Annotated in this window: 18 protein-coding genes; 16 read left to right on the top strand and 2 right to left on the bottom strand. The window is 64.6% G+C overall.

What is annotated here, in order from left to right:
- Positions 1 to 33 precede the first annotated feature (33 nt).
- From U1R88_RS17805 to U1R88_RS17785, 5 genes are all read left to right on the top strand, one after another.
- On the top strand, positions 34 to 369 hold the full coding sequence (locus U1R88_RS17805; RefSeq protein ID WP_322432444.1) for a DUF736 domain-containing protein: 336 nt from the start codon (positions 34 to 36) through the stop codon (positions 367 to 369).
- A complete protein-coding gene (locus tag U1R88_RS17800) occupies positions 370 to 1,134 on the top strand; it encodes a lytic transglycosylase domain-containing protein (protein ID WP_322432443.1) in 765 nt (254 codons plus the stop codon).
- 243 nt (positions 1,135 to 1,377) lie between these two features.
- Positions 1,378 to 3,117: a relaxase/mobilization nuclease domain-containing protein gene (locus tag U1R88_RS17795; RefSeq protein WP_322432442.1), complete on the top strand. Its 1,740-nt coding sequence runs from the start codon at positions 1,378 to 1,380 to the stop codon at positions 3,115 to 3,117.
- Positions 3,118 to 3,141: 24 nt separating this feature from the next.
- Positions 3,142 to 5,127, top strand: a complete 1,986-nt coding sequence (locus tag U1R88_RS17790; RefSeq protein ID WP_322432441.1) for a conjugal transfer protein TraG — start codon at positions 3,142 to 3,144, stop codon at positions 5,125 to 5,127.
- A 5-nt stretch (positions 5,128 to 5,132) separates the two neighbouring features.
- A complete protein-coding gene (locus U1R88_RS17785) occupies positions 5,133 to 5,567 on the top strand; it encodes a CopG family transcriptional regulator (RefSeq protein WP_322432440.1) in 435 nt (144 codons plus the stop codon).
- Positions 5,568 to 5,890: 323 nt separating this feature from the next.
- On the opposite strand, the gene U1R88_RS17780 is transcribed toward U1R88_RS17785, so the two are convergent.
- Positions 5,891 to 6,637: an SDR family oxidoreductase gene (locus U1R88_RS17780; RefSeq protein WP_151606245.1), complete on the bottom strand. Its 747-nt coding sequence runs from the start codon at positions 6,635 to 6,637 to the stop codon at positions 5,891 to 5,893.
- An 88-nt stretch (positions 6,638 to 6,725) separates the two neighbouring features.
- Positions 6,726 to 7,664, bottom strand: coding sequence for an alpha/beta hydrolase family protein (locus tag U1R88_RS17775; protein ID WP_142860118.1), 939 nt, complete (start codon positions 7,662 to 7,664; stop codon positions 6,726 to 6,728).
- Positions 7,665 to 7,757: 93 nt separating this feature from the next.
- Between U1R88_RS17775 and U1R88_RS17770 the strand changes: the two genes are divergently transcribed.
- From U1R88_RS17770 to U1R88_RS17720, 11 genes are all read left to right on the top strand, one after another.
- The gene (locus tag U1R88_RS17770) at positions 7,758 to 8,393 is read left to right on the top strand and encodes a TetR/AcrR family transcriptional regulator (RefSeq protein WP_142860117.1); all 636 of its coding nucleotides are present in this window, start codon (positions 7,758 to 7,760) and stop codon (positions 8,391 to 8,393) included.
- Between the two features lie 360 nt (positions 8,394 to 8,753).
- Entirely contained in the window at positions 8,754 to 9,737 is a 984-nt protein-coding gene (trbB, locus tag U1R88_RS17765; RefSeq protein ID WP_142860115.1) for a P-type conjugative transfer ATPase TrbB, read from the top strand.
- Between the two features lie 83 nt (positions 9,738 to 9,820).
- Positions 9,821 to 10,144 (top strand): TrbC/VirB2 family type IV secretion system protein, encoded by a 324-nt coding sequence (locus U1R88_RS17760; RefSeq protein ID WP_133036454.1) that lies wholly within the window; start codon positions 9,821 to 9,823, stop codon positions 10,142 to 10,144.
- Positions 10,144 to 10,425, top strand: a complete 282-nt coding sequence (locus U1R88_RS17755; RefSeq protein WP_322432439.1) for a VirB3 family type IV secretion system protein — start codon at positions 10,144 to 10,146, stop codon at positions 10,423 to 10,425. The genes U1R88_RS17760 and U1R88_RS17755 overlap by 1 nt, the downstream gene beginning before the upstream one ends.
- A gap of 11 nt (positions 10,426 to 10,436) precedes the next feature.
- On the top strand, positions 10,437 to 12,893 hold the full coding sequence (gene trbE / locus U1R88_RS17750; RefSeq protein ID WP_322432438.1) for a conjugal transfer protein TrbE: 2,457 nt from the start codon (positions 10,437 to 10,439) through the stop codon (positions 12,891 to 12,893).
- Complete coding sequence (trbJ, locus tag U1R88_RS17745; protein WP_322432437.1) at positions 12,890 to 13,654, top strand: P-type conjugative transfer protein TrbJ; 765 nt, start codon at positions 12,890 to 12,892, stop codon at positions 13,652 to 13,654. Before trbE ends, trbJ begins: the two co-directional genes overlap by 4 nt.
- Positions 13,655 to 13,664: 10 nt before the next feature.
- The gene (trbK-alt, locus tag U1R88_RS17740) at positions 13,665 to 13,952 is read left to right on the top strand and encodes a putative entry exclusion protein TrbK-alt (RefSeq protein WP_322432436.1); all 288 of its coding nucleotides are present in this window, start codon (positions 13,665 to 13,667) and stop codon (positions 13,950 to 13,952) included.
- Positions 13,953 to 13,955: 3 nt separating this feature from the next.
- Positions 13,956 to 15,317, top strand: coding sequence for a P-type conjugative transfer protein TrbL (trbL, locus tag U1R88_RS17735; protein WP_322432435.1), 1,362 nt, complete (start codon positions 13,956 to 13,958; stop codon positions 15,315 to 15,317).
- Positions 15,314 to 16,003, top strand: a complete 690-nt coding sequence (gene trbF, locus U1R88_RS17730) for a conjugal transfer protein TrbF (RefSeq protein WP_322432434.1) — start codon at positions 15,314 to 15,316, stop codon at positions 16,001 to 16,003. The genes trbL and trbF overlap by 4 nt, the downstream gene beginning before the upstream one ends.
- Positions 16,000 to 16,983, top strand: coding sequence for a P-type conjugative transfer protein TrbG (gene trbG, locus U1R88_RS17725; RefSeq protein ID WP_322432433.1), 984 nt, complete (start codon positions 16,000 to 16,002; stop codon positions 16,981 to 16,983). Before trbF ends, trbG begins: the two co-directional genes overlap by 4 nt.
- On the top strand, positions 16,980 to 18,137 hold the full coding sequence (locus U1R88_RS17720; protein WP_322432432.1) for a TraB/TrbI/VirB10 family type IV secretion system protein: 1,158 nt from the start codon (positions 16,980 to 16,982) through the stop codon (positions 18,135 to 18,137). Before trbG ends, U1R88_RS17720 begins: the two co-directional genes overlap by 4 nt.
- Position 18,138 lies beyond the last annotated feature (1 nt).

Below are 18,138 nucleotides of genomic sequence, written 5' to 3'. Positions count from 1 at the left end.
CGCCACCCCACCGCACGACAGGAGATCAAGACCATGGCCCAGATTGGACACTTCACGCGCAGGGAAACCGGCTTTGAAGGCGAGTTCCGGACGCTCGGTATCAGGGAGGAAATGACGCTCGTTCCCGCCGAACCTTCGGACACCGAGAACGCCCCGAAATATCGCGTCCTGCTCGGTGACGAAGACGGCCTCGATATCGGCGCGGGCTGGATACATGTCGGCGAACGGGCCGGCGAGTTCGTCTCGATCACGATCTACAGCCCGCTACTCGGCGGCACGTTTCGCGCAAATCTCTTCCGCGTCGGTGACGACGGTTCTGCCTGGGTGCTGACCACCGTCCAGCCTCCCAAAAAGCGGCAGGAGGACTGAATGGCGGCGGTCCGACATCGCGCTCGCGCCGGACGCACTTCCGCCGTCCGGCGCTCAGCGCTCCTTCTCCTTTCCGGCCTGATCTTCACCGCAGCCGCAACGCCGACGGTTCTGGCGCAAACCTCATCTCCGGCGAGCGCCGTGACCGCGCATCCGCACGCGGCGCATATCGCTGGAGCATCACGCCGCTTCGGCATTCCGCCAGCATGGATCGTCGCCGTCATGCGCGCCGAGAGCGCGGGCGACGTGCGGGCTGTCTCCTCGGCCGGCGCGATGGGTCTGATGCAGGTCATGCCGGATACCTGGGCCGAGCTTCGCATCCGCCACGGCCTCGGCCGCAATCCTTACGACCCGCGCGACAACATCCTCGCGGGTACTGCGTATCTGCGCGAGATGTGGGATCGCTATGGCGACATCGCCGCCATGCTCGCGGCCTACAATGCCGGTCCAGCGCGCTACGATGAGCATCGTTCGAAGGGCCGAGCGCTGCCCGCCGAGACGCGGGCTTATGTCGCTTCGCTCGCGCCCGCGCTGCGCGGCGAGCGCCCTTCGAAGAGCGGTTCGACGGTCGCCCGGCCGCTCGATTGGCGCGAGGCGGCGATCTTCGTCGGGCGCGATGACGGCGCTTCGGCCGCCAATTCCCAGACTTTGCATCGCTCGCCGGACGACGCCCTTTCACCCGTCCCGGCGATGCCGCAGATGCTTGTCGCCGCACAGCCGAAAGGGCTGTTCGTCGCCCGGAATGCCGTTGGGGACCGGCCATGAGCGGCCCGGCGGCATTTCGCATCCGATCGGGCTCTGGCGTGTCGTGGAGAACGCCGGGGGCGGAGGCAGGCGCAGCAACCGGACGATGGCAGGATAAAAGGGCGCACGGTGCGCTTCGGTCGGGCGGTTGTTTTTGTTCATGTTTTTGGCACGTTCCGCACCGTGCAGCGCCTTCGCGCACCGTGCGCTCCGCGCCCATCTTCCTGATTTTCTGGTCCTTTTTGCACCGTGCGGAGTCGCGTCATGTCCGATGACCACGAGTTCCGCATCCGTCCAGGCCGCATCCGATCGACCCGCGCGCAGCAGGCCCGGCCTTTCGTTGCGCAGGCGCTCGCCGCAGCGAAGAAAGCAGGCGGCGGCGTCTCGCGCTCCGGCCGCGTCACCTCCGGCAATCGCTCACGCTTCGGGCGTGGCCAGCGCGCCAGCATCCAGGCCAATCGCCTCATCACGTCGCGCACCCGCGGCGCCGTCGTCAAGGCGCGTGTGGTCCGCCACACCCCTCGATCCGCGCCGCTCGGAACGCATCTCGACTATCTGCGCCGCGACGGCGTGACCCGTGACGGGGAGAAGGCGCGGCTGTTCGGGCCGGGAACGGAGAATGCCGACGCCCGCGCCTTCGCAGAGCGCTGTGGTGATGACCGGCATCATTTCCGCTTCATCGTCTCGCCCGACGACGCACCCGACATGGCGGACCTCAGATCCTTCACCCGCGACCTCGTCGGCCAGATGGAAAAGGATCTCGGCACGAAGCTCGACTGGGTGGCCGTCGATCACTGGAACACCGAGCATCCGCATGTCCACCTGATCGTGCGCGGCGTGCGGGACGATGGCCAGGACCTCGTGATCTCGCGCGACTACATCAAGGAGGGCATGCGGGACCGGGCGCGTGAGCTCATCACACAGGAGTTGGGACCGCGCACCGATCTCGATATCCGCCGCACTCTCGAAAGCCAGATCGAGACCGAACGCTGGACGCAGCTCGACCGCCAGCTTGTCCGCGACGCCGGCAAGTCCGGCATCATCGACCTCGCGCCACACGCCGACCGACAGCCGGACGAATTCCACGCTCTGAAGGTCGGCCGGCTGCGGACGCTGGAAATTCTCGGTGTCGCGGGACAGGTCGGCCATTCGCAATGGTTCATCAGGCCCGAGGCGGAGAGCGTCCTGCGCGAGCTCGGCGAGCGTGGCGACATCATCAAGCGCATGCACCGCGCTCTCACCGAACGCGGCATCGAGCGCGGCTCGGTGAGTTATGTGCTGGCCGGTGAAAGCCTCGACGTGCCCGTTGTCGGTCGCCTGCTCGAACGCGGTCTGGATGACGAACTGAAGGGCACCGCCTATGCCGTGGTCGACGGCGTAGACGGCCGCACCCATCATATCAAGCTGCCGCATCTCGATGCCGCTGGCGATAGCCCACCCGGATCGATTGTCGAGCTGCGCGCCTACGAGGACGCGCAAGGTCAGCGCCGCGTCGCGCTCGCTGTCCGCTCCGATCTGGATATCCACTCTCAGGTCAACGCAGCGGGTGCGACCTGGCTCGATCGGCAGGCGGTTGCCCGCGAGCCCATCGCGCTGTCGGAGGGTGGCTTCGGCGCCGAGGTGCAGCGGGCCCTCGAGCAACGCGCCGAGCACCTGATCGGCGAAGGTCTCGCCGAACGGCAGGGCGGGCGCGTCGTCTTCGCGCGGCGTCTGCTCAACACGCTACGCGATCGCGAGGTCAGTGCGCTGGGCGAAAAGCTCGCCACCGAGACCGGCCTGCCATTCAACCATGCCGACGGCGGCGAATATGTCGCCGGCTCCTATCGCCAGCGCTTCACGCTCGCCTCTGGCCGCTTCGCCATGATCGACGACGGCCTCGGCTTCCAGCTCGTCCCCTGGTCTCCCTCTCTCGAAAAGCAGATCGGCCGTCACGTCTCCGGCGTCGCGCGCGACGATGGCGGCGTCGACTGGGACTTCGGCCGCAAGCGGGGGCTCGGCCTCTAACACCCGTCAGAAAGGAACCTCGCCATGTCCGGCACCAAGATCCTCTGGGGACAGATCACGATCGTCTTCCTGATCGTGCTCGTTACCATCTGGGGCGCGACGCAGTATGTTGCGTGGAGCCTCGGCTACCAGGCGCAGCTCGGCGAGCCGTGGTTCACGCTGCTCGGCGTGCCGATCTACTTTCCGGCCGCCATCATGTGGTGGTGGTATTTCTACGACGCCTATGCGCCGGGCATCTTCGCGACGGGCGGAATGATCGCCGCCTCGGGCGGCTTCATCGCCATTGCGGTCGCCATCGGCATGTCTGTCTGGCGCGCACGCGAGGCGAAGAACGTTGCGACCTATGGTTCCGCCCGCTGGGCAGAAAAGGCCGAAGTCAAGGCCGCCGGGCTGCTCGACCCCGACGGCGTGGTGCTCGGTCGATACGAACATGAGTATCTGCGCCATGACGGACCGGAGCATGTGCTGTGCTTCGCACCGACACGCTCGGGCAAGGGTGTCGGGTTGGTCGTACCTTCGCTTCTGACCTGGCCGGGCTCGGCCATCGTGCATGATATCAAGGGCGAGAACTGGCAGCTCACTTCCGGCTTCCGATCACACCATGGCCGCGTGCTGTTGTTCGACCCCACCAATCCGAAATCCTCGGCCTACAATCCGCTGATCGAGGTCCGCCGCGGCGAATGGGAAGTCCGCGACGTCCAGAACATCGCCGACATTCTGGTCGATCCCGAAGGGTCTTTGGACAAAAGGAATCACTGGGAAAAAACCAGCCACTCACTTCTCGTCGGCGCGATCCTGCATGTCCTCTACGCCGAGCCGGAAAAGACGCTCGCCGGCGTCGCCAACTTCCTCTCCGATCCGAAGCGCCCGGTGGAGTCGACGCTGCGCGCCATGATGAAGACCGCGCATCTGGGCGAGGCCGGCCCACATCCCGTCGTCGCCAGCGCGGCGCGCGAGCTCCTCAACAAATCCGACAATGAGCGCTCCGGCGTTCTATCAACCGCTATGTCGTTTCTCGGATTGTACCGCGATCCTGTCGTTGCCGAGGTCACGCGGCGCTGCGACTGGCGGATCAGCGACATCGTCGGCGGCGAGCATCCGACGACGCTCTACCTCGTCGTGCCACCCAGCGACATCAACCGGACCAAGCCGCTGATCCGCCTGCTGCTCAATCAGATCGGCCGGCGCCTGACCGAAGAGCTCCAGGCGAAGACCGGGCGCCATCGTCTCCTCCTTATGCTCGACGAGTTTCCGGCGCTCGGCCGCCTCGACTTTTTCGAGACCGCGCTGGCCTTCATGGCGGGGTATGGGTTGAAGAGCTTCCTGATCGCGCAATCGCTGAACCAGATCGAGAAAGCCTATGGGCCGAACAATTCGATCCTCGACAATTGCCATGTTCGCGTGAGCTTCGCGACGAACGACGAGCGGACGGCCAAGCGCGTCTCTGACGCCCTCGGGACCGCCACCGAGATGAAGGCCATGAAGAACTATGCCGGGCACCGTCTGTCGCCCTGGCTCGGCCACCTGATGGTGTCGCGCTCGGAAACCGCACGCCAGTTGCTCACGCCGGGCGAGATCATGCAGCTCCCGCCGACCGACGAGATCGTCATGGTCGCCGGCATTCCGCCGATCCGGGCGAAAAAGGCTCGCTACTATGAGGATGCCCGTTTCCGCGAACGCCTGCTGTCGCCGCCCTCCTTGAAGCGCCCGGAACAGATTCGTCCGGACGACTGGACCAGCCTGCCGATCCCGGCACGACCGGAAGCGCTCAATGCGCAACCGGCAGGCCGATCCGACGACGAGGACCCGACCGAATCCGAACGGCGGCTGCAGCACGAGCTCCACCGGGTAAAGCCGGTAGAAAAGAAAGCGCCGATCGAGAACGAGTTCGAGAGCGAGCCGCCTGACGACATCGACGAGGATGCCGTGCGCAACCAGCGCATGATCCGCCAGATGCAGGGCGTCGCACGGCAGGTCTCGCTCGATCCGAATGACGGCATGGAGCTGTAGGCGCCATGACCACTCGCCGAAAGAAGAAAAAAACCACGATCTATGTGGACCCCGACGTCGAGAAGACCCTGGCGGATTTCGCCGCGCGCCGGGATCAGTCACAATCCATGATCGCCGAAGCCGCGATCGCGTCATTTCTCTCGCCGGACGATGCCGAACGGCGAGAGGCGATCATTTCAAAACGCCTCGACCAGCTTGATCGTCGCATGACCCGCCTCGAACGCGATGTCGGCATCGCTGTCGAGACACTGGCGGTGTTCATCCGCTTCTGGATCACCACGACGCCCGCATTACCGGAGCCGGCGGCGCAGGCGGCGCGGGCCAAATCCAGCGAGCGGTATGAAGCGTTCATCACCGCCCTCGGTCGGCGTCTGGCTCAGGGGCCGAAGCTTCGTCAGGAGATTTCCGAAGATGTGGCTGGTCCCGACGCGCGTGAATGATCTCTTCGTGCGTTCTCCTAAAACCGGATCGGAATCGCATACCGCAAAAATGAGGTTTGAGCCATATCTGGGCGAGGGGCTTCTCGATGCGAGGCAGGTGCAATGGCGGCTTCAAACCGGTTGTTTCGCAGCGTTTCCGAAAGTCTCAACACCATGCGCATCGGCCGGTTCTCCAAAAAGCATTCGGGAACAGGTGTCGGGCAAGCGGTGTCGTTCAAGTAGTACGCTCGCAGCTCGGAAGGCACCGCCTCATTCGAATCTTCCGATCGGAGCGGCCACGTTGCGGCGAACGATCCGACCGGTGAAGGGGCCGAGGTCGGCTATTACGCGACCTGCTCGGCAAGCGTTACGGCGTCCGCGCCGGCCGGGATGCGAAACGGAGAAGACGCATCGGTCACGGCCTGCCAGACCGCTTCCGCCACGTCACTTGCGGTGGTGGTTTCGACGAGCTGCGGCGCTGCGGAGAACACCTGTCTGGCCCACGCAGCATAGGCTTCGGGTATGCCGTTCTGCGAGCGGGCACGGGCGGTCGCGCTAAAGGGCGTTTCCGGCGCCCGGCCGGGGACGACCAGCCGCACACGCACACCGAAGGGCTCCACTTCCAAAGCGAGGTTTTCGCTGAATACCTCTACGGCTGCCTTGCTGGCCGTGTAGGCGGACAGCAGCGGCAACGGCTTGAGCGTCACGGCGGACGACACGTTGACGATCACGCCCGACCCTTGCACCCGGAAGCCGGGCAGTGCGGCTTGCGTCATCGCCATGGTGCCGAACGTGTTCAGCTCGAAAAGCTGGCGCGTTGCGTCGATCGACACGCCTTCCAGCGCACCCATCAGACCGGCACCGGCGTTGTTGACGAGGGCGTCGATCGGCCCTGCTTTATCCAGAGCACTGGTGATGCTGGCAGCGTCGGTCACATCGAGTGCAACGACGCGCAGACGTTCGGATGCTGGCAGCACATCGTCACGAGGCGTGCGCATTGTGGCAATGACGGTCCAGTCGCGATCAAGGAAATAGCGGGCAGTCTCAAGCCCGAAGCCGGACGAGGTGCCGGTGATGAGAATCGTGTTCATGCAAAACTCCTGTTTGTGGTGATGGCGTAGCGCGGCTGCGGATGGGGATAGACGCGGGTTACGAGGGAGTGGGAACAGGCGTGTCCGATTACTTCGTCTCGACGCTGCCTTCCGCCGCGGCATCGGCTGCCAGTGTCGCGACCGTTTCGGAAAATGCGGGATCGCCGGGATAGAGCGCGCTGCGGAGGAAGGCGGTGGAAAGACGCTGGATCGCGGCGACCCGCTGCGGCCGTTCGTCCGTCGTCTCGCGTGCCTCGTAGCCGGGGATGCCGCCAAGAGCATGCTCGCCGCCAAAGGCCGTAAATAATACCTTGGGTGAGGGGCTCAAATCGTAGGCATCACGCCACCACTCGGCGCCATGTGTCGAAAGTCTGCCGACATCGCGGTCGCCGACGATGACCAAGGTCGGCGCCGTCATGGTCGAGAAATCTGGATACATGAATGGGTAGGTATGGGCCGCATATTCTGTCAGGCCATTGCCTCTACCTGGCGGCGCCAGCAGCACGCCCGCTTTCACGCGGTTGTCCTTCCTATTGACCACCGATCCGTCGTCGGGATCGGGATGGGTGGTGCCAAGCAAGGTACTGGCGGTCTGGGCGCCCCATGAATGGCCGGCAACCGCGATACGAGAGTGGTCGAGCCGCCCCCGGATCAGCGATGCTTCGTTCTCTATGCGATCAAGCCCGTCGAGGACGGTGGCTAGGTCTTGCTCACGAAAGCGCCAGAATTGGGGGCGGCGAGGATCGTTCGCGGCAAGGCCGAGCATCCGCGAATCCAGATGTGTCGGCTGGATTACGGCGAAACCATGCGCTGCCCAATAATCAGCAAGGGGGCCATAGGCGTGAAACGACTGGCCATTGCCGTGCGAGAAGATGATGACGGGCAGCGTGTAGCCTGAGATCGGTAAGGAAACCCGAACGTGCAGATCAACGCCTCGTCCCGGTGACAGTAAGGTAATGGGAGAGATGGAAACAACGGCGGGTAATCCGGCAGTGCGCGCGCGGGTTTCTGCGAACGGGCTGGACATGAGACTGCGAACCTCCGAACTGGAAACCGGATCAATGATCCGCTATACTATAAATACGGATCATTGATCCGTTTATCAAGAGGGATCGCAAAAATGTTGTCGACCGAACTCCGGAATGCAGGCGAAGCCGCGTCACCGGCTCCTGGCGATGCCGAAGCACCCGCACCGCGAATGCGTGCTGATGCTCGCAGAAACGAGGAAGCCGTTTTGGAAGCGGCCAAGATCGTGTTCGCCCGTTCGGGGGTGGATGCGCCCATCCGGGAGATTGCGACGCAGGCGGGCGTTGGGCTGGGTACGCTCTACCGCCGTTTCCCGACGCGTGCCGATCTGGTGGCTGCGGTGTTTCGCCGGGAGGTTGATGCCTGCGCCGGTGCGGCGGCGATGCTTGCCGCTGAGCATGGGCCAGCCGATGCTCTGGCAGCTTGGTTGAAGCGCTACACGCGCTTCCTCGCTACCAAACAGGGGTTGGCCGCGGCGCTCCATTCCGGCGATCCGGCATTCGCCACCTTGCCGGACTATTTCCGAAGCCGATTTGAACCGGCTCTGTCGATGCTGCTGAATGCTGCTGCCGCTGCGGGAGAAGTCCGAGCTGACATTGCGCCCTACGATCTGCTGCGCGCGATCGGAAACCTCGCCGTGGCTTCAGGGGAGGATGGGCCGGCGCACACCGAACGAATGCTCATGCTGCTGCTGGATGGCCTGCGTTATGGCGCGGCGAAGTCGAAATAGCCGCGACTGCCAAGAAGACGCTCGATAGGGCCGATACCGGACTCCATCGCCTCTCGGGGGAACGACTCTCGCCGATGGAAGCTTTCGCCACTCCCCTTCCCACAAGAAGCCTTACTGGTTTCCACCCCCCTCGTCGCCTTTGTAAGGATCGCCGAATCGCCGACCGGATTTTCACGCGCAATCGGCGAACAATCGCAGCAAGTAATCCGTCAATATGAGGCCCTCGCCGCCGTTCTCCTGTATTTGCACGCTACACTACTACTACGACCGAAACTTGTTGAATCGGCCTGATTCCGGGCTCTTTTAATAATCCCCGATCCGGGGATCATCTGTTGCGTCCCCACGAGAAACGGGGACGACATGGCATCCACCCACCACAGGCAGGAAGCGATCCAGCGCGGAGCGCGCATGCTGCGCACCGCGCTCGGAGCGGCAATCGCGCGGTTTCTGGAAGACCCGGCCGTGGTCGAGGTGATGCTGAACCCCGATGGGCGCATCTGGGTGGATCGGCTTTCCGAAGGGCTGGCCGACACCGGCGAGACGATGACGGCCGCCGATGGCGAGCGCATCGTGCGTCTGGTCGCGCACCATGTCGGTGCGGAGGTCCACGCCCGCTCGCCGCGCGTCTCGGCCGAGTTGCCGGAAACAGGTGAGCGTTTTGAGGGCCTGCTTCCGCCAGTCGTAGCGTCACCCGCCTTCGCTATTCGCAAGCCGGCTGTCGCGGTCTTCACGCTCGACGATTATGTGGCCGCCGGCATCATGACGGCCGATCAGGCAGTGAAGCTGCGCGCAGCGGTCCAGTCCCGCGCCAACATACTCGTCGCCGGCGGCACTTCTACCGGCAAGACAACGCTGACCAACGCGCTGCTCGCCGAGGTGGCGAAGACAGCAGATCGCGTCGTCCTCATCGAGGATACCCGCGAGCTGCAATGCGCTGCGCCGAACCTTGTCGCGATGCGGACCAAGGATGGCGTTGCCACGCTTTCCGATCTCGTCCGCTCCTCGCTGCGCCTGCGGCCCGATCGCATTCCCATTGGCGAGGTCCGCGGCTCAGAAGCCCTCGACCTGCTCAAAGCCTGGGGCACCGGCCATCCCGGCGGCATCGGCACGATCCACGCCGGCTCCGGCATCGGCGCGCTGCGTCGCCTCGAACAACTCATCCAGGAAGCCGTCGTCACCGTCCCGCGCGCGCTGATCGCCGAGACTATCGATCTCGTCGCCGTCCTCTCCGGCCGCGGCTCGTCGCGCCGGCTGGCCGAGCTCGCGCGCGTCGACGGCATCGATCCCGCCACCGGCGACTACCGCATCATCCCCGCAACCACCTCGAATGGAGAAGCTGAATGAATTCGCCCGTCGTTCCGAATGTGACCAATCCGCCCGTCCTGTCGACCGTGCCCATCGGTCCAGAGCTGCCCGCCGGCTCGATCATGCGCGGCAGCTACAGGCGTCTCGCCAGTTCGACCGCGCTCTTCACCATCATGATGCTGGCCGCTACGCCGCCGGCCCATGCCTCCGGCTCCTCCATGCCGTGGGAGCAGCCGCTTCAGCAGATCCTCCAGTCGATCGAGGGGCCGGTCGCCAAGATCGTGGCGGTGATCATCATCATCGCCACCGGCCTGGCGCTCGCCTTCGGCGACACCAGCGGCGGCTTCCGCCGCCTGATCCAGATCGTATTCGGTCTGTCGATCGCCTTCGCGGCCAGCTCGTTCTTCCTCAGCTTCTTCAGCTTCGGCGGCGGGGTGCTAGTCTGATGGCGGCCGTCCTCGAACAACTCGACGCGGTGCCGGGCTTTTCGGTGCCAGTCCATCGCGCCTTGACCGAGCACATCCTGCTGGGCGGTGCGCCGCGCTCCATCGCGATCATGAACGGCACGCTGGCCGGGGCCGTGGGCCTCGGCCTGCGCTTGTGGCTCGTCGGCCTCCTTATCTGGGCGATCGGTCATTTCGTGGCCGTCTGGGCGGCCCGTCGCGATCCGCTCTTTGTCGAGGTCGGACGCAGGCATCTGCGCATTCCGGCTTTCCTCGCGGTGTGAGGAGCGCGGTCATGATGAATCTCGCGGAATATCGGCGCTCCGCCGCTCGCCTTGCCGACTATCTGCCCTGGGCCGCCCTGGTCGCGCCCGGTATCGTGCTGAACAAGGATGGCTCGTTCCAGCGCACGGCCCGCTTTCGCGGTCCTGATCTCGATTCCGCTGTCGCGGCCGAGCTGGTTGCAGTTGCAAGCCGCATCAACAACGCTTTCCGCCGCCTCGGCCTGGGCTGGAGCATCTTTGTCGAAGCACAGCGGCACGAGGCCGCCACCTATCCGGATAGCATCTTTCCCGATCCGGCTTCAGGTCTGGTTGACGCCGAGCGTAAGGCCGATTTCGAAGAAGCCGGCGCACATTTCGTATCGAGCTATTTTCTCACATTCCTGTTTCTTCCGCCGGCCGAGGAAGCCGCGCGCACCGAGTCCTGGCTTTACGAAGGCCGTGAGCGCTCGGGCATCGACCCGCACGAGATCCTGCGCGCCTTCACCGACCGCACCGATCGCGTGCTGGCGCTGCTCGACGGCTTCATGCCGTCCTGCGGTTGGCTCGATGACAGCGAGACGCTGACCTATCTGCATTCCTGCGTGTCGACGAAGCGCCACCGCGTCCGCGTGCCCGAAACGCCGGTCTATCTCGACGCATTGCTCACCGACCAGCCGCTCACCGGCGGTCTGGAGCCGCGCCTGGGCGATCAGAATCTGCGTGTGCTGACCATTGTCGGCTTCCCCACCGCGACAACGCCGGGCCTGCTCGACGATCTGAACCGGCTGGCCTTCCCGTACCGCTGGTCGACGCGCGCGATCTTCCTCGATAAGACCGACGCGACCAAGCTACTCACCAAGATCAGGCGGCAGTGGTTCGCCAAGCGGAAGTCGATTGCCGCGATCCTCAAGGAGGTGATGACGAACGAGCAATCGGTGCTGATCGACACCGACGCCGCGAACAAGGCCGCCGACGCCGACATGGCCTTGCAGGAACTTGGCGCCGATGTGGCCGGCATGGCCTATGTTACCGCCACGATCACGGTCTGGGACGCCGATCCCCGCATTGCCGACGAGAAATTGCGGCTGGTCGAGAAGGTCATCCAGGGCCGCGACTTCACGGCCATGATCGAGACGGTGAACGCCGTCGATGCCTGGCTCGGCAGTCTGCCCGGGCACGTTTATGCAAACGTGCGCCAGCCGCCGATCTCGACGCTCAATCTCGCCCACATGATCCCCCTCTCTGCCGTGTGGGCGGGGCCGGAACGGGACGAACACTTCGATGCGCCCCCGCTGCTTTACGGCAGAACCGAAGGTTCGACCCCGTTTCGGTTGTCTTTGCATGTGGGGGATGTCGGCCACACGCTCGTCGTTGGCCCGACCGGGGCGGGCAAATCCGTGCTTCTCGCGCTCATGGCCTTGCAGTTCCGGCGGTATCTCCGCTCACAGGTCTTCGCCTTCGACTTCGGCGGCTCGATCCGCGCCGCAGCGCTCGCCATGGGCGGTGACTGGCACGATCTTGGCGGCGGCCTGACAGAGGGGGACGAGTTTTCCGTCTCGCTCCAGCCGCTCGCCCGCATCCACGACACCTACGAACGCGCCTGGGCCGCTGATTGGATTGTCGCGATACTGATGCGCGAAGGCATCAAAATCACTCCGGAGGCAAAGGAGCACATCTGGACGGCGTTGACCTCGCTCGCCTCGGCGCCGGTCGGCGAACGCACGATCACCGGCCTCAGCGTCCTTCTTCAGTCCAACGACCTCAAACAGGCACTCCGCCCTTTCTGCGTCGGCGGTCCTTATGGCCGGCTGCTCGATGCCGAAGCCGAGCATCTGGGCTCGGCCGATGTACAGGCATTCGAGATCGAGGGGCTGGTTGGAACGGGCGCAGCGCCTGCCGTGCTTGCCTATCTCTTTCATCGCATTGGCGACAGGCTCGACGGACGGCCGACGCTGCTCATCATCGACGAAGGCTGGCTGGCGCTCGACGACGAAGGCTTCGCCAGCCAGCTCAGGGAATGGCTGAAGACGCTTCGCAAGAAAAACGCCTCGGTCATTTTCGCCACGCAGTCGCTCTCGGACATCGACAATTCGGACATTGCCCCGGCGATCATCGAAAGCTGCCCGACCCGATTGCTCCTGCCGAACGAACGCGCGATCGAGCCACAGATCACAGCCATCTATCGCCGCTTCGGCCTCAATGATCGTCAGATCGAGATCCTCGCGCGGGCGACGCCCAAGCGGGACTACTACTGCCAGTCACGGCGCGGCAATCGCCTGTTCGAGCTGGGCCTGTCCGAAGTCGGCCTCGCGCTCTGCGCCGCTTCCTCGAAATCCGACCAGACGCTGATCGCCCAGATCGTCGCCGAGCATGGCCGCGATGGCTTTCTCGCGGCCTGGCTCAACGCCCGCGATGTCGGCTGGGCCGTCGATCTCCTTCCCAACGTCGCAACGCTCATCCCCCAACCCGAAAAGGAGCTTCAGTCATGAGCATCCGTCGACTTCGTAATTCCTCCGCTCTTCTCGCTGTGACCATGCTTGCCATGCCGCTCGCGGTCTCCCCCGTCGTAACCGGGCCCGCCTTTGCATGGAAGATCGTCTATGATCCTTCCAACTACGCGCAGAACGTTCTGACGGCTGCGCGCACGCTCGAACAGATCAACCACCAGATCACCTCGCTTCAGAACGAGGCGACGATGCTGATCAATCAGGCGCGCAATCTTGCGAGCCTTCCGTTCTCCTCGCTCCAGACGCTCCAGCAGAACGTTCAGCGGACGCAGCAACTCCTGACCCAGGCCCAGAACATCGCCTTCGATGTGCAGCGGATCGATCAGGCGTTCCAGCAGCAGTACGGCAACGTCTCCATGTCGGCCACGGATCAGCAGCTCGTCTCCGATGCGCGCTCGCGCTGGCAGAACACGGTCGGCGGCCTTCAGGACGCCATGCGCGTCCAGGCGGGTGTCGTCGGCAACATCGACACCAACCGCACGCAGATGAGCGAACTCATTAGCCAGAGCCAGGGCGCGACGGGCGCGCTTCAGGCGACGCAGGCCGGCAACCAGCTCCTCGCACTCCAGTCGCAGCAGCTTTCCGATCTGGTGGCGTTGCTTGCGGCCAACGGGCGTGCCGGCGCGCTGACCGAAGCCGAGCGCACGGCTGCGGCGGAGCAGGGACGAGAACAGCGCCGCCGCTTCCTGACGCCGGGCTCAGGCTACCAGCCGGGTAACGCGCAGATGTTCAACGGCAATTGAGGGCGGGCTTATGGACGGCAAGATGCTGGCCCGGCTGGGCGCTGTCGCATTCGTCGCCGTCGCCATTACGGCGGCGGTCGTCGAACTGACCCGAAAGGAGGAACCGAAAGAGGATTTCTCCACGCGCATTATCGAACCCTCGCACGATCCGCTACGCGCGGGGCAGCGCCGGTGCCAGCAACTTGGCCAGCAGGCCGCTAGCGATGCGGAATGCCTGCGCGTCTGGGCGGAAACCCGCGACCGTTTCCTGCGTCCGTCGTCTGCACCGGCGGCGCCGTCCTCCAGCGAAGGGCGGTGAACAATGGGCGGCTCGGGCGTTATCGACACATTTCTCGGAACCTTCACCCGCTATATCGACAGCGGGTTTGGTCTTCTCGGCGGCGAGGTCGCGTTTGTCGCCACCACGCTGATCGTCATCGACGTGACGCTGGCCGCTCTCTTCTGGAGCTGGGGCGCCGACGACGACATCATCGCCCGTCTGGTCAAGAAGACCTTGTTTGTCGGGGTCTTCGCCTACCTGATTTCCAATTGGAACAACCTCGCCAAAATTGTCTTCGACAGCTTCGCCGGCCTCGGACTGAAAGCCTCCGGCACCGGCTTCACTGCGCAGGATCTGCTCCGTCCGGGCAAGGTCGCACAGACCGGCCTCGATGCCGCGCGTCCCTTGCTCGACGCGATATCACCCCTGATGGGCTGGATCGCGGTTTTCGAGAACCTGATTCAGATCGTTTGCCTTTTGTTTGCCTGGGCGCTGGTCATCCTCGCCTTCTTCATTCTGGCGATCCAGCTCTTCGTGACGCTGATCGAGTTCAAGTTGTCGACGCTCGCCGGTTTCGTCCTGATCCCGTTCGGCCTCTTCGGCAAGACCGCCTTCATGGCCGAGCGCGTGCTTGGCAATGTGATTTCCAGCGGCATCAAGGTCCTGGTCCTCGCCGTCATCGTCGGCATCGGCTCGACGCTGTTCAGTCAATTCACGCAAGGCTTCGGCGGTCAGACCCCGAGCATCGACGACGCGATGGCCATCGTCCTTGCGGCGCTCTCGCTCGTCGGCCTTGGCATCTTCGGTCCCGGTATTGCCTCCGGTCTTGTCAGCGGCGGCCCGCAGCTTGGCGCAGGCGCTGCGGTCGGCACCGGCCTTGCTGTCGGCGGTGCGGCACTCGCCGCTGGCGGCGGCGCGGTACTGGCCGCGAAGGGCGGAGCCGCTCTTCTTTCCGGCGGCGCCGCTGCCGCGCGTGGTGGAGCTGCGGCGGCCGGCGCGGCATCATCGGCCTACACATTGGGCTCTATGGGACAGTCGGGCGCGTCTGGCGTCGCGTCCGGCCTCGGAGGCGTAGCACGCGCCGCCGGATCGGCCTCCGTTTCCCCGTTGCGCCGTGCCGCGTCCCGTGCCTCGGAAAGCATGAAATCCAGCTTCTCCGACGGCGCGCGTGCAGGCGTCAGCGCCACCGGCGGCTCCTTCTCATCTGGCGCGGGCACCGACGAATCCGATCCCGCTTCCGTCGCTCCCGCAACAACACCCGATCAGCCGCCGGCATGGGCCCAGCGCATGAAGCGCGGCAGCCATGTCGCCCACGGCGTCAGCGCTGCCGCCCATGCCGTTCGCTCGGGCGACAGCCATGGGTCCGGCGCATCCGTCAATCTCTCCGAAAGTGACCGCTCATGAATCTCTTCAAACGACCGGCCGTGCATTACGGCAAGACACCTGAGCCTGAAACACCTTACCAGAAGGCCGCACAGATCTGGGACGAACGTCTTGGATCAGCGCGCGTGCAGGCGAAGAACTGGCGCTACATGGCGTTCGGTTCGCTGATCCTGTCGGCGGGCTTCGCCTCTGCACTGGTCTATCAGTCCGCGCGTGGGACAGTGGTTCCCTGGGTGGTTCAGGTAGACAACCTGGGTCAGGCCCAGACCGTTGCGCCTGCCGTGGCCGACTATCGTCCGACCGATCCACAGGTGGCCTGGCATCTCGCACGTTTCATCGAGCAGACCAGAAGCATTCCCGCCGATCCGATCATCGTCCGGCAGAACTGGCTCAGGGCCTATGAATGGACCACGGACCGGGGCGCGGCGGCGCTCAACGATTATGCCCGTGCGAACGATCCCTTCACGAAGGTCGGCAAGCAGCAGATCGCCGTCGAGGTTTCCAGCGTCATCCGCGCTTCTCCCGACAGCTTCCGCGTGGCGTGGACGGAACGGCATTTCGAGAATGGCCAGCTCGGTGCGACTGAGCGATGGACCGCGATCCTGACCATCGTCATCCAGCCTCCGCGCGATGCCGAGCGGCTGAAGGTCAATCCGCTCGGAATTTACATCAACGCCATCAACTGGTCGCGGGAGATGAGCCAATGAGATCGGCTTTCCGTAACCCCGCCATTCCGGTTTTCCGTAAATCCGTACTTCCGGTTCTGCTGCTTTCCGCCTCGGCGTTGGCAGGCTGCGCTACGCCGCAGAAGCCGCCGGAAATCAGCTACGATCGAAATGTTCCGGCCTTGCCGGCCGTTCCCGTATCGGTGACAGATGATCGGCCCCGTCCGATCCACGTTCCTCCGGCCTGGACGCCGGCAAAGGGAGGCACTGCGGCCAGCACACCAGTCGCTCGCGTCGAGAACGCCAACGCTGCCGCTCGCGTGCAGCCGCGCCGGGAGGGGTACTTCAATGCGATCCAGATCTACCCCTGGTCCGAAGGAGCGCTCTATCAGGTCTATGCAGCTCCCGGGCAGATCACCGATATCGCGCTGGAACCCGGAGAGTCGCTGACAGGGGCCGGCCCGATTGCGGCCGGCGATACCGCCCGCTGGATTATCGGCGACACCGAGAGCGGCAGCGGTACGACACGCCGCGTCCATATCCTCGTAAAGCCTTCAAGGCCGGATATCACGACCAATCTCGTCGTGACCACTGACCGGCGCGTTTACATGATCGAGCTGCGTTCCGGCGCGAAACCCTATATGCCATCCGTCGCCTGGTCCTATCCGCGGCCGCGCGCCGGTCAAGGCCAGAGCATTCCGGCGACGCCGGTCATCCCGGCCGTTGCGGCGCGCAACTACCGCTACGGTTTGACCGGCGGGAATCCGCCCTGGAAACCCGTCTCCGTCTACGACGACGGCCGCAGGGTTTACGTCGAGTTCCCTCGCGGAATCGTTCAGGGCGAAATGCCGCCGATCTTCGTCATTGGTCCGGACGGCGAAGCGCAACTCGTCAACAGCCGTATTCACCAACACATCCTGATCGTTGATCGCCTGTTCGGCGCGGCCGAGCTTCGCCTTGGCAGCGGCGACAAACAGCAGGTCGTCAGGATCGTCCGGACGGACGGGAGACCCGCATCATGAGTGAGGACAATATCAACAATGCAGCTCCCATGCGCCTTCGCGCCGAGGGGCCGCGCGTCACCCGCCTTTCGCGAAAGGTGCTGGCAAGCTTCACAGCCGTCGGCCTCGTCGGGATCGGCGGCGCGCTGATCTACGCTCTCCAGACCCGCGATGGAGGCCAGGGCGGAGAGGAGCACTATTCGACCAACAACCGACAGACCGCAGACGGTCTTGCCGGTCTGCCGCGCGACTACACCGGACCTGTCCTCGGCCCGCCACTGCCCGGCGATCTCGGGCGGCCGATCCTTGACGCCCAGAACAGGGGACAGCCCGTCGTTCCACCGACGATAACGACGCCCACCGTCGATGAGGCGGAGCAGCGCCGCCGGGCCGAGGAAGAAGCGGCGCGCACCAGTCGCGTTTTCTTTCAGACCCAACCTGGGTCGACAGCGACGACACCCGGCGGCTCAACCATGCCGAATGTTCCCGGCTTCGATCTCGCCGGGCTCGCTGGACAGCCCGGCCAGCAGACCGCCCAGGACCGGCAGCTTGCATTTTTGAATGCGCCCGTTGATCGCCGGACCACTTCGTCGGATCGGATCATGGCTCCGGCTTCGCCGTTCATCCTCCAGGCCGGGGCGGTAATCTCAGCCGCTCTCATCACCGGCATTCGGTCGGATCTACCCGGCCAGATCACGGCGCAGGTAACGGAAAATGTCTACGACAGCCCCACCGGAAGATTGCTTCTGATCCCCCAAGGAACGCGGATTATCGGCCAGTACGACAACAACGTGCAGTTCGGGCAAAGACGGGCGCTGCTGGTCTGGAACCGGCTCATCTTCCCGAATGGCCGATCCATCGTGCTGGAACGCCAGCCGGGCGCCGACACGCAAGGCTATGCCGGTCTCGAGGATGGTGTCGATTATCACTGGTGGGATCTCGCCAAGGCGGCCGGCCTGTCCACGCTGCTTGCAGTCGGCACGGAACTGGCAGTCAGCGACGAGGACCGCCTGGTGCGCGCTATCCGTGACGGTGCGCAGGATACCATCAACGACGCCGGCCAGCAGATCGTCCGGCGCCAATTGCAGGTCGCGCCGACGCTGACCATTCGGCCGGGCTTTCCCGTTCGCGTCATCGTCACGCGCGATCTCGTCCTCGAACCCTACAGAGGCTGAC

The sequence above is a fragment of the Labrys sedimenti genome, assembly GCF_034424805.1.
Classification (GTDB): domain Bacteria; phylum Pseudomonadota; class Alphaproteobacteria; order Rhizobiales; family Labraceae; genus Labrys; species Labrys sedimenti.
This window is presented reverse-complemented; position numbering and strand designations above follow the sequence as displayed.

Excerpts from the sequence above, each read along its gene's own strand:
- trbK-alt (WP_322432436.1), top strand. The coding sequence starts at position 13,665 with ATGGACGGCAAGATGCTGGCCCGGCTGGGCGCTGTCGCATTCGTCGCC.
- U1R88_RS17775 (WP_142860118.1), bottom strand. The coding sequence starts at position 7,664 with ATGTCCAGCCCGTTCGCAGAAACCCGCGCGCGCACTGCCGGATTACCC.
- trbG (WP_322432433.1), top strand. The coding sequence starts at position 16,000 with ATGAGATCGGCTTTCCGTAACCCCGCCATTCCGGTTTTCCGTAAATCC.
- trbB (WP_142860115.1), top strand. The coding sequence starts at position 8,754 with ATGGCATCCACCCACCACAGGCAGGAAGCGATCCAGCGCGGAGCGCGC.
- U1R88_RS17795 (WP_322432442.1), top strand. The coding sequence starts at position 1,378 with ATGTCCGATGACCACGAGTTCCGCATCCGTCCAGGCCGCATCCGATCG.
- U1R88_RS17770 (WP_142860117.1), top strand. The coding sequence starts at position 7,758 with ATGTTGTCGACCGAACTCCGGAATGCAGGCGAAGCCGCGTCACCGGCT.
- trbF (WP_322432434.1), top strand. The coding sequence starts at position 15,314 with ATGAATCTCTTCAAACGACCGGCCGTGCATTACGGCAAGACACCTGAG.
- U1R88_RS17760 (WP_133036454.1), top strand. The coding sequence starts at position 9,821 with ATGCGCGGCAGCTACAGGCGTCTCGCCAGTTCGACCGCGCTCTTCACC.
- U1R88_RS17800 (WP_322432443.1), top strand. The coding sequence starts at position 370 with ATGGCGGCGGTCCGACATCGCGCTCGCGCCGGACGCACTTCCGCCGTC.
- U1R88_RS17805 (WP_322432444.1), top strand. The coding sequence starts at position 34 with ATGGCCCAGATTGGACACTTCACGCGCAGGGAAACCGGCTTTGAAGGC.
- trbE (WP_322432438.1), top strand. The coding sequence starts at position 10,437 with ATGATGAATCTCGCGGAATATCGGCGCTCCGCCGCTCGCCTTGCCGAC.
- trbJ (WP_322432437.1), top strand. The coding sequence starts at position 12,890 with ATGAGCATCCGTCGACTTCGTAATTCCTCCGCTCTTCTCGCTGTGACC.
- U1R88_RS17755 (WP_322432439.1), top strand. The coding sequence starts at position 10,144 with ATGGCGGCCGTCCTCGAACAACTCGACGCGGTGCCGGGCTTTTCGGTG.
- U1R88_RS17720 (WP_322432432.1), top strand. The coding sequence starts at position 16,980 with ATGAGTGAGGACAATATCAACAATGCAGCTCCCATGCGCCTTCGCGCC.
- trbL (WP_322432435.1), top strand. The coding sequence starts at position 13,956 with ATGGGCGGCTCGGGCGTTATCGACACATTTCTCGGAACCTTCACCCGC.
- U1R88_RS17790 (WP_322432441.1), top strand. The coding sequence starts at position 3,142 with ATGTCCGGCACCAAGATCCTCTGGGGACAGATCACGATCGTCTTCCTG.
- U1R88_RS17785 (WP_322432440.1), top strand. The coding sequence starts at position 5,133 with ATGACCACTCGCCGAAAGAAGAAAAAAACCACGATCTATGTGGACCCC.
- U1R88_RS17780 (WP_151606245.1), bottom strand. The coding sequence starts at position 6,637 with ATGAACACGATTCTCATCACCGGCACCTCGTCCGGCTTCGGGCTTGAG.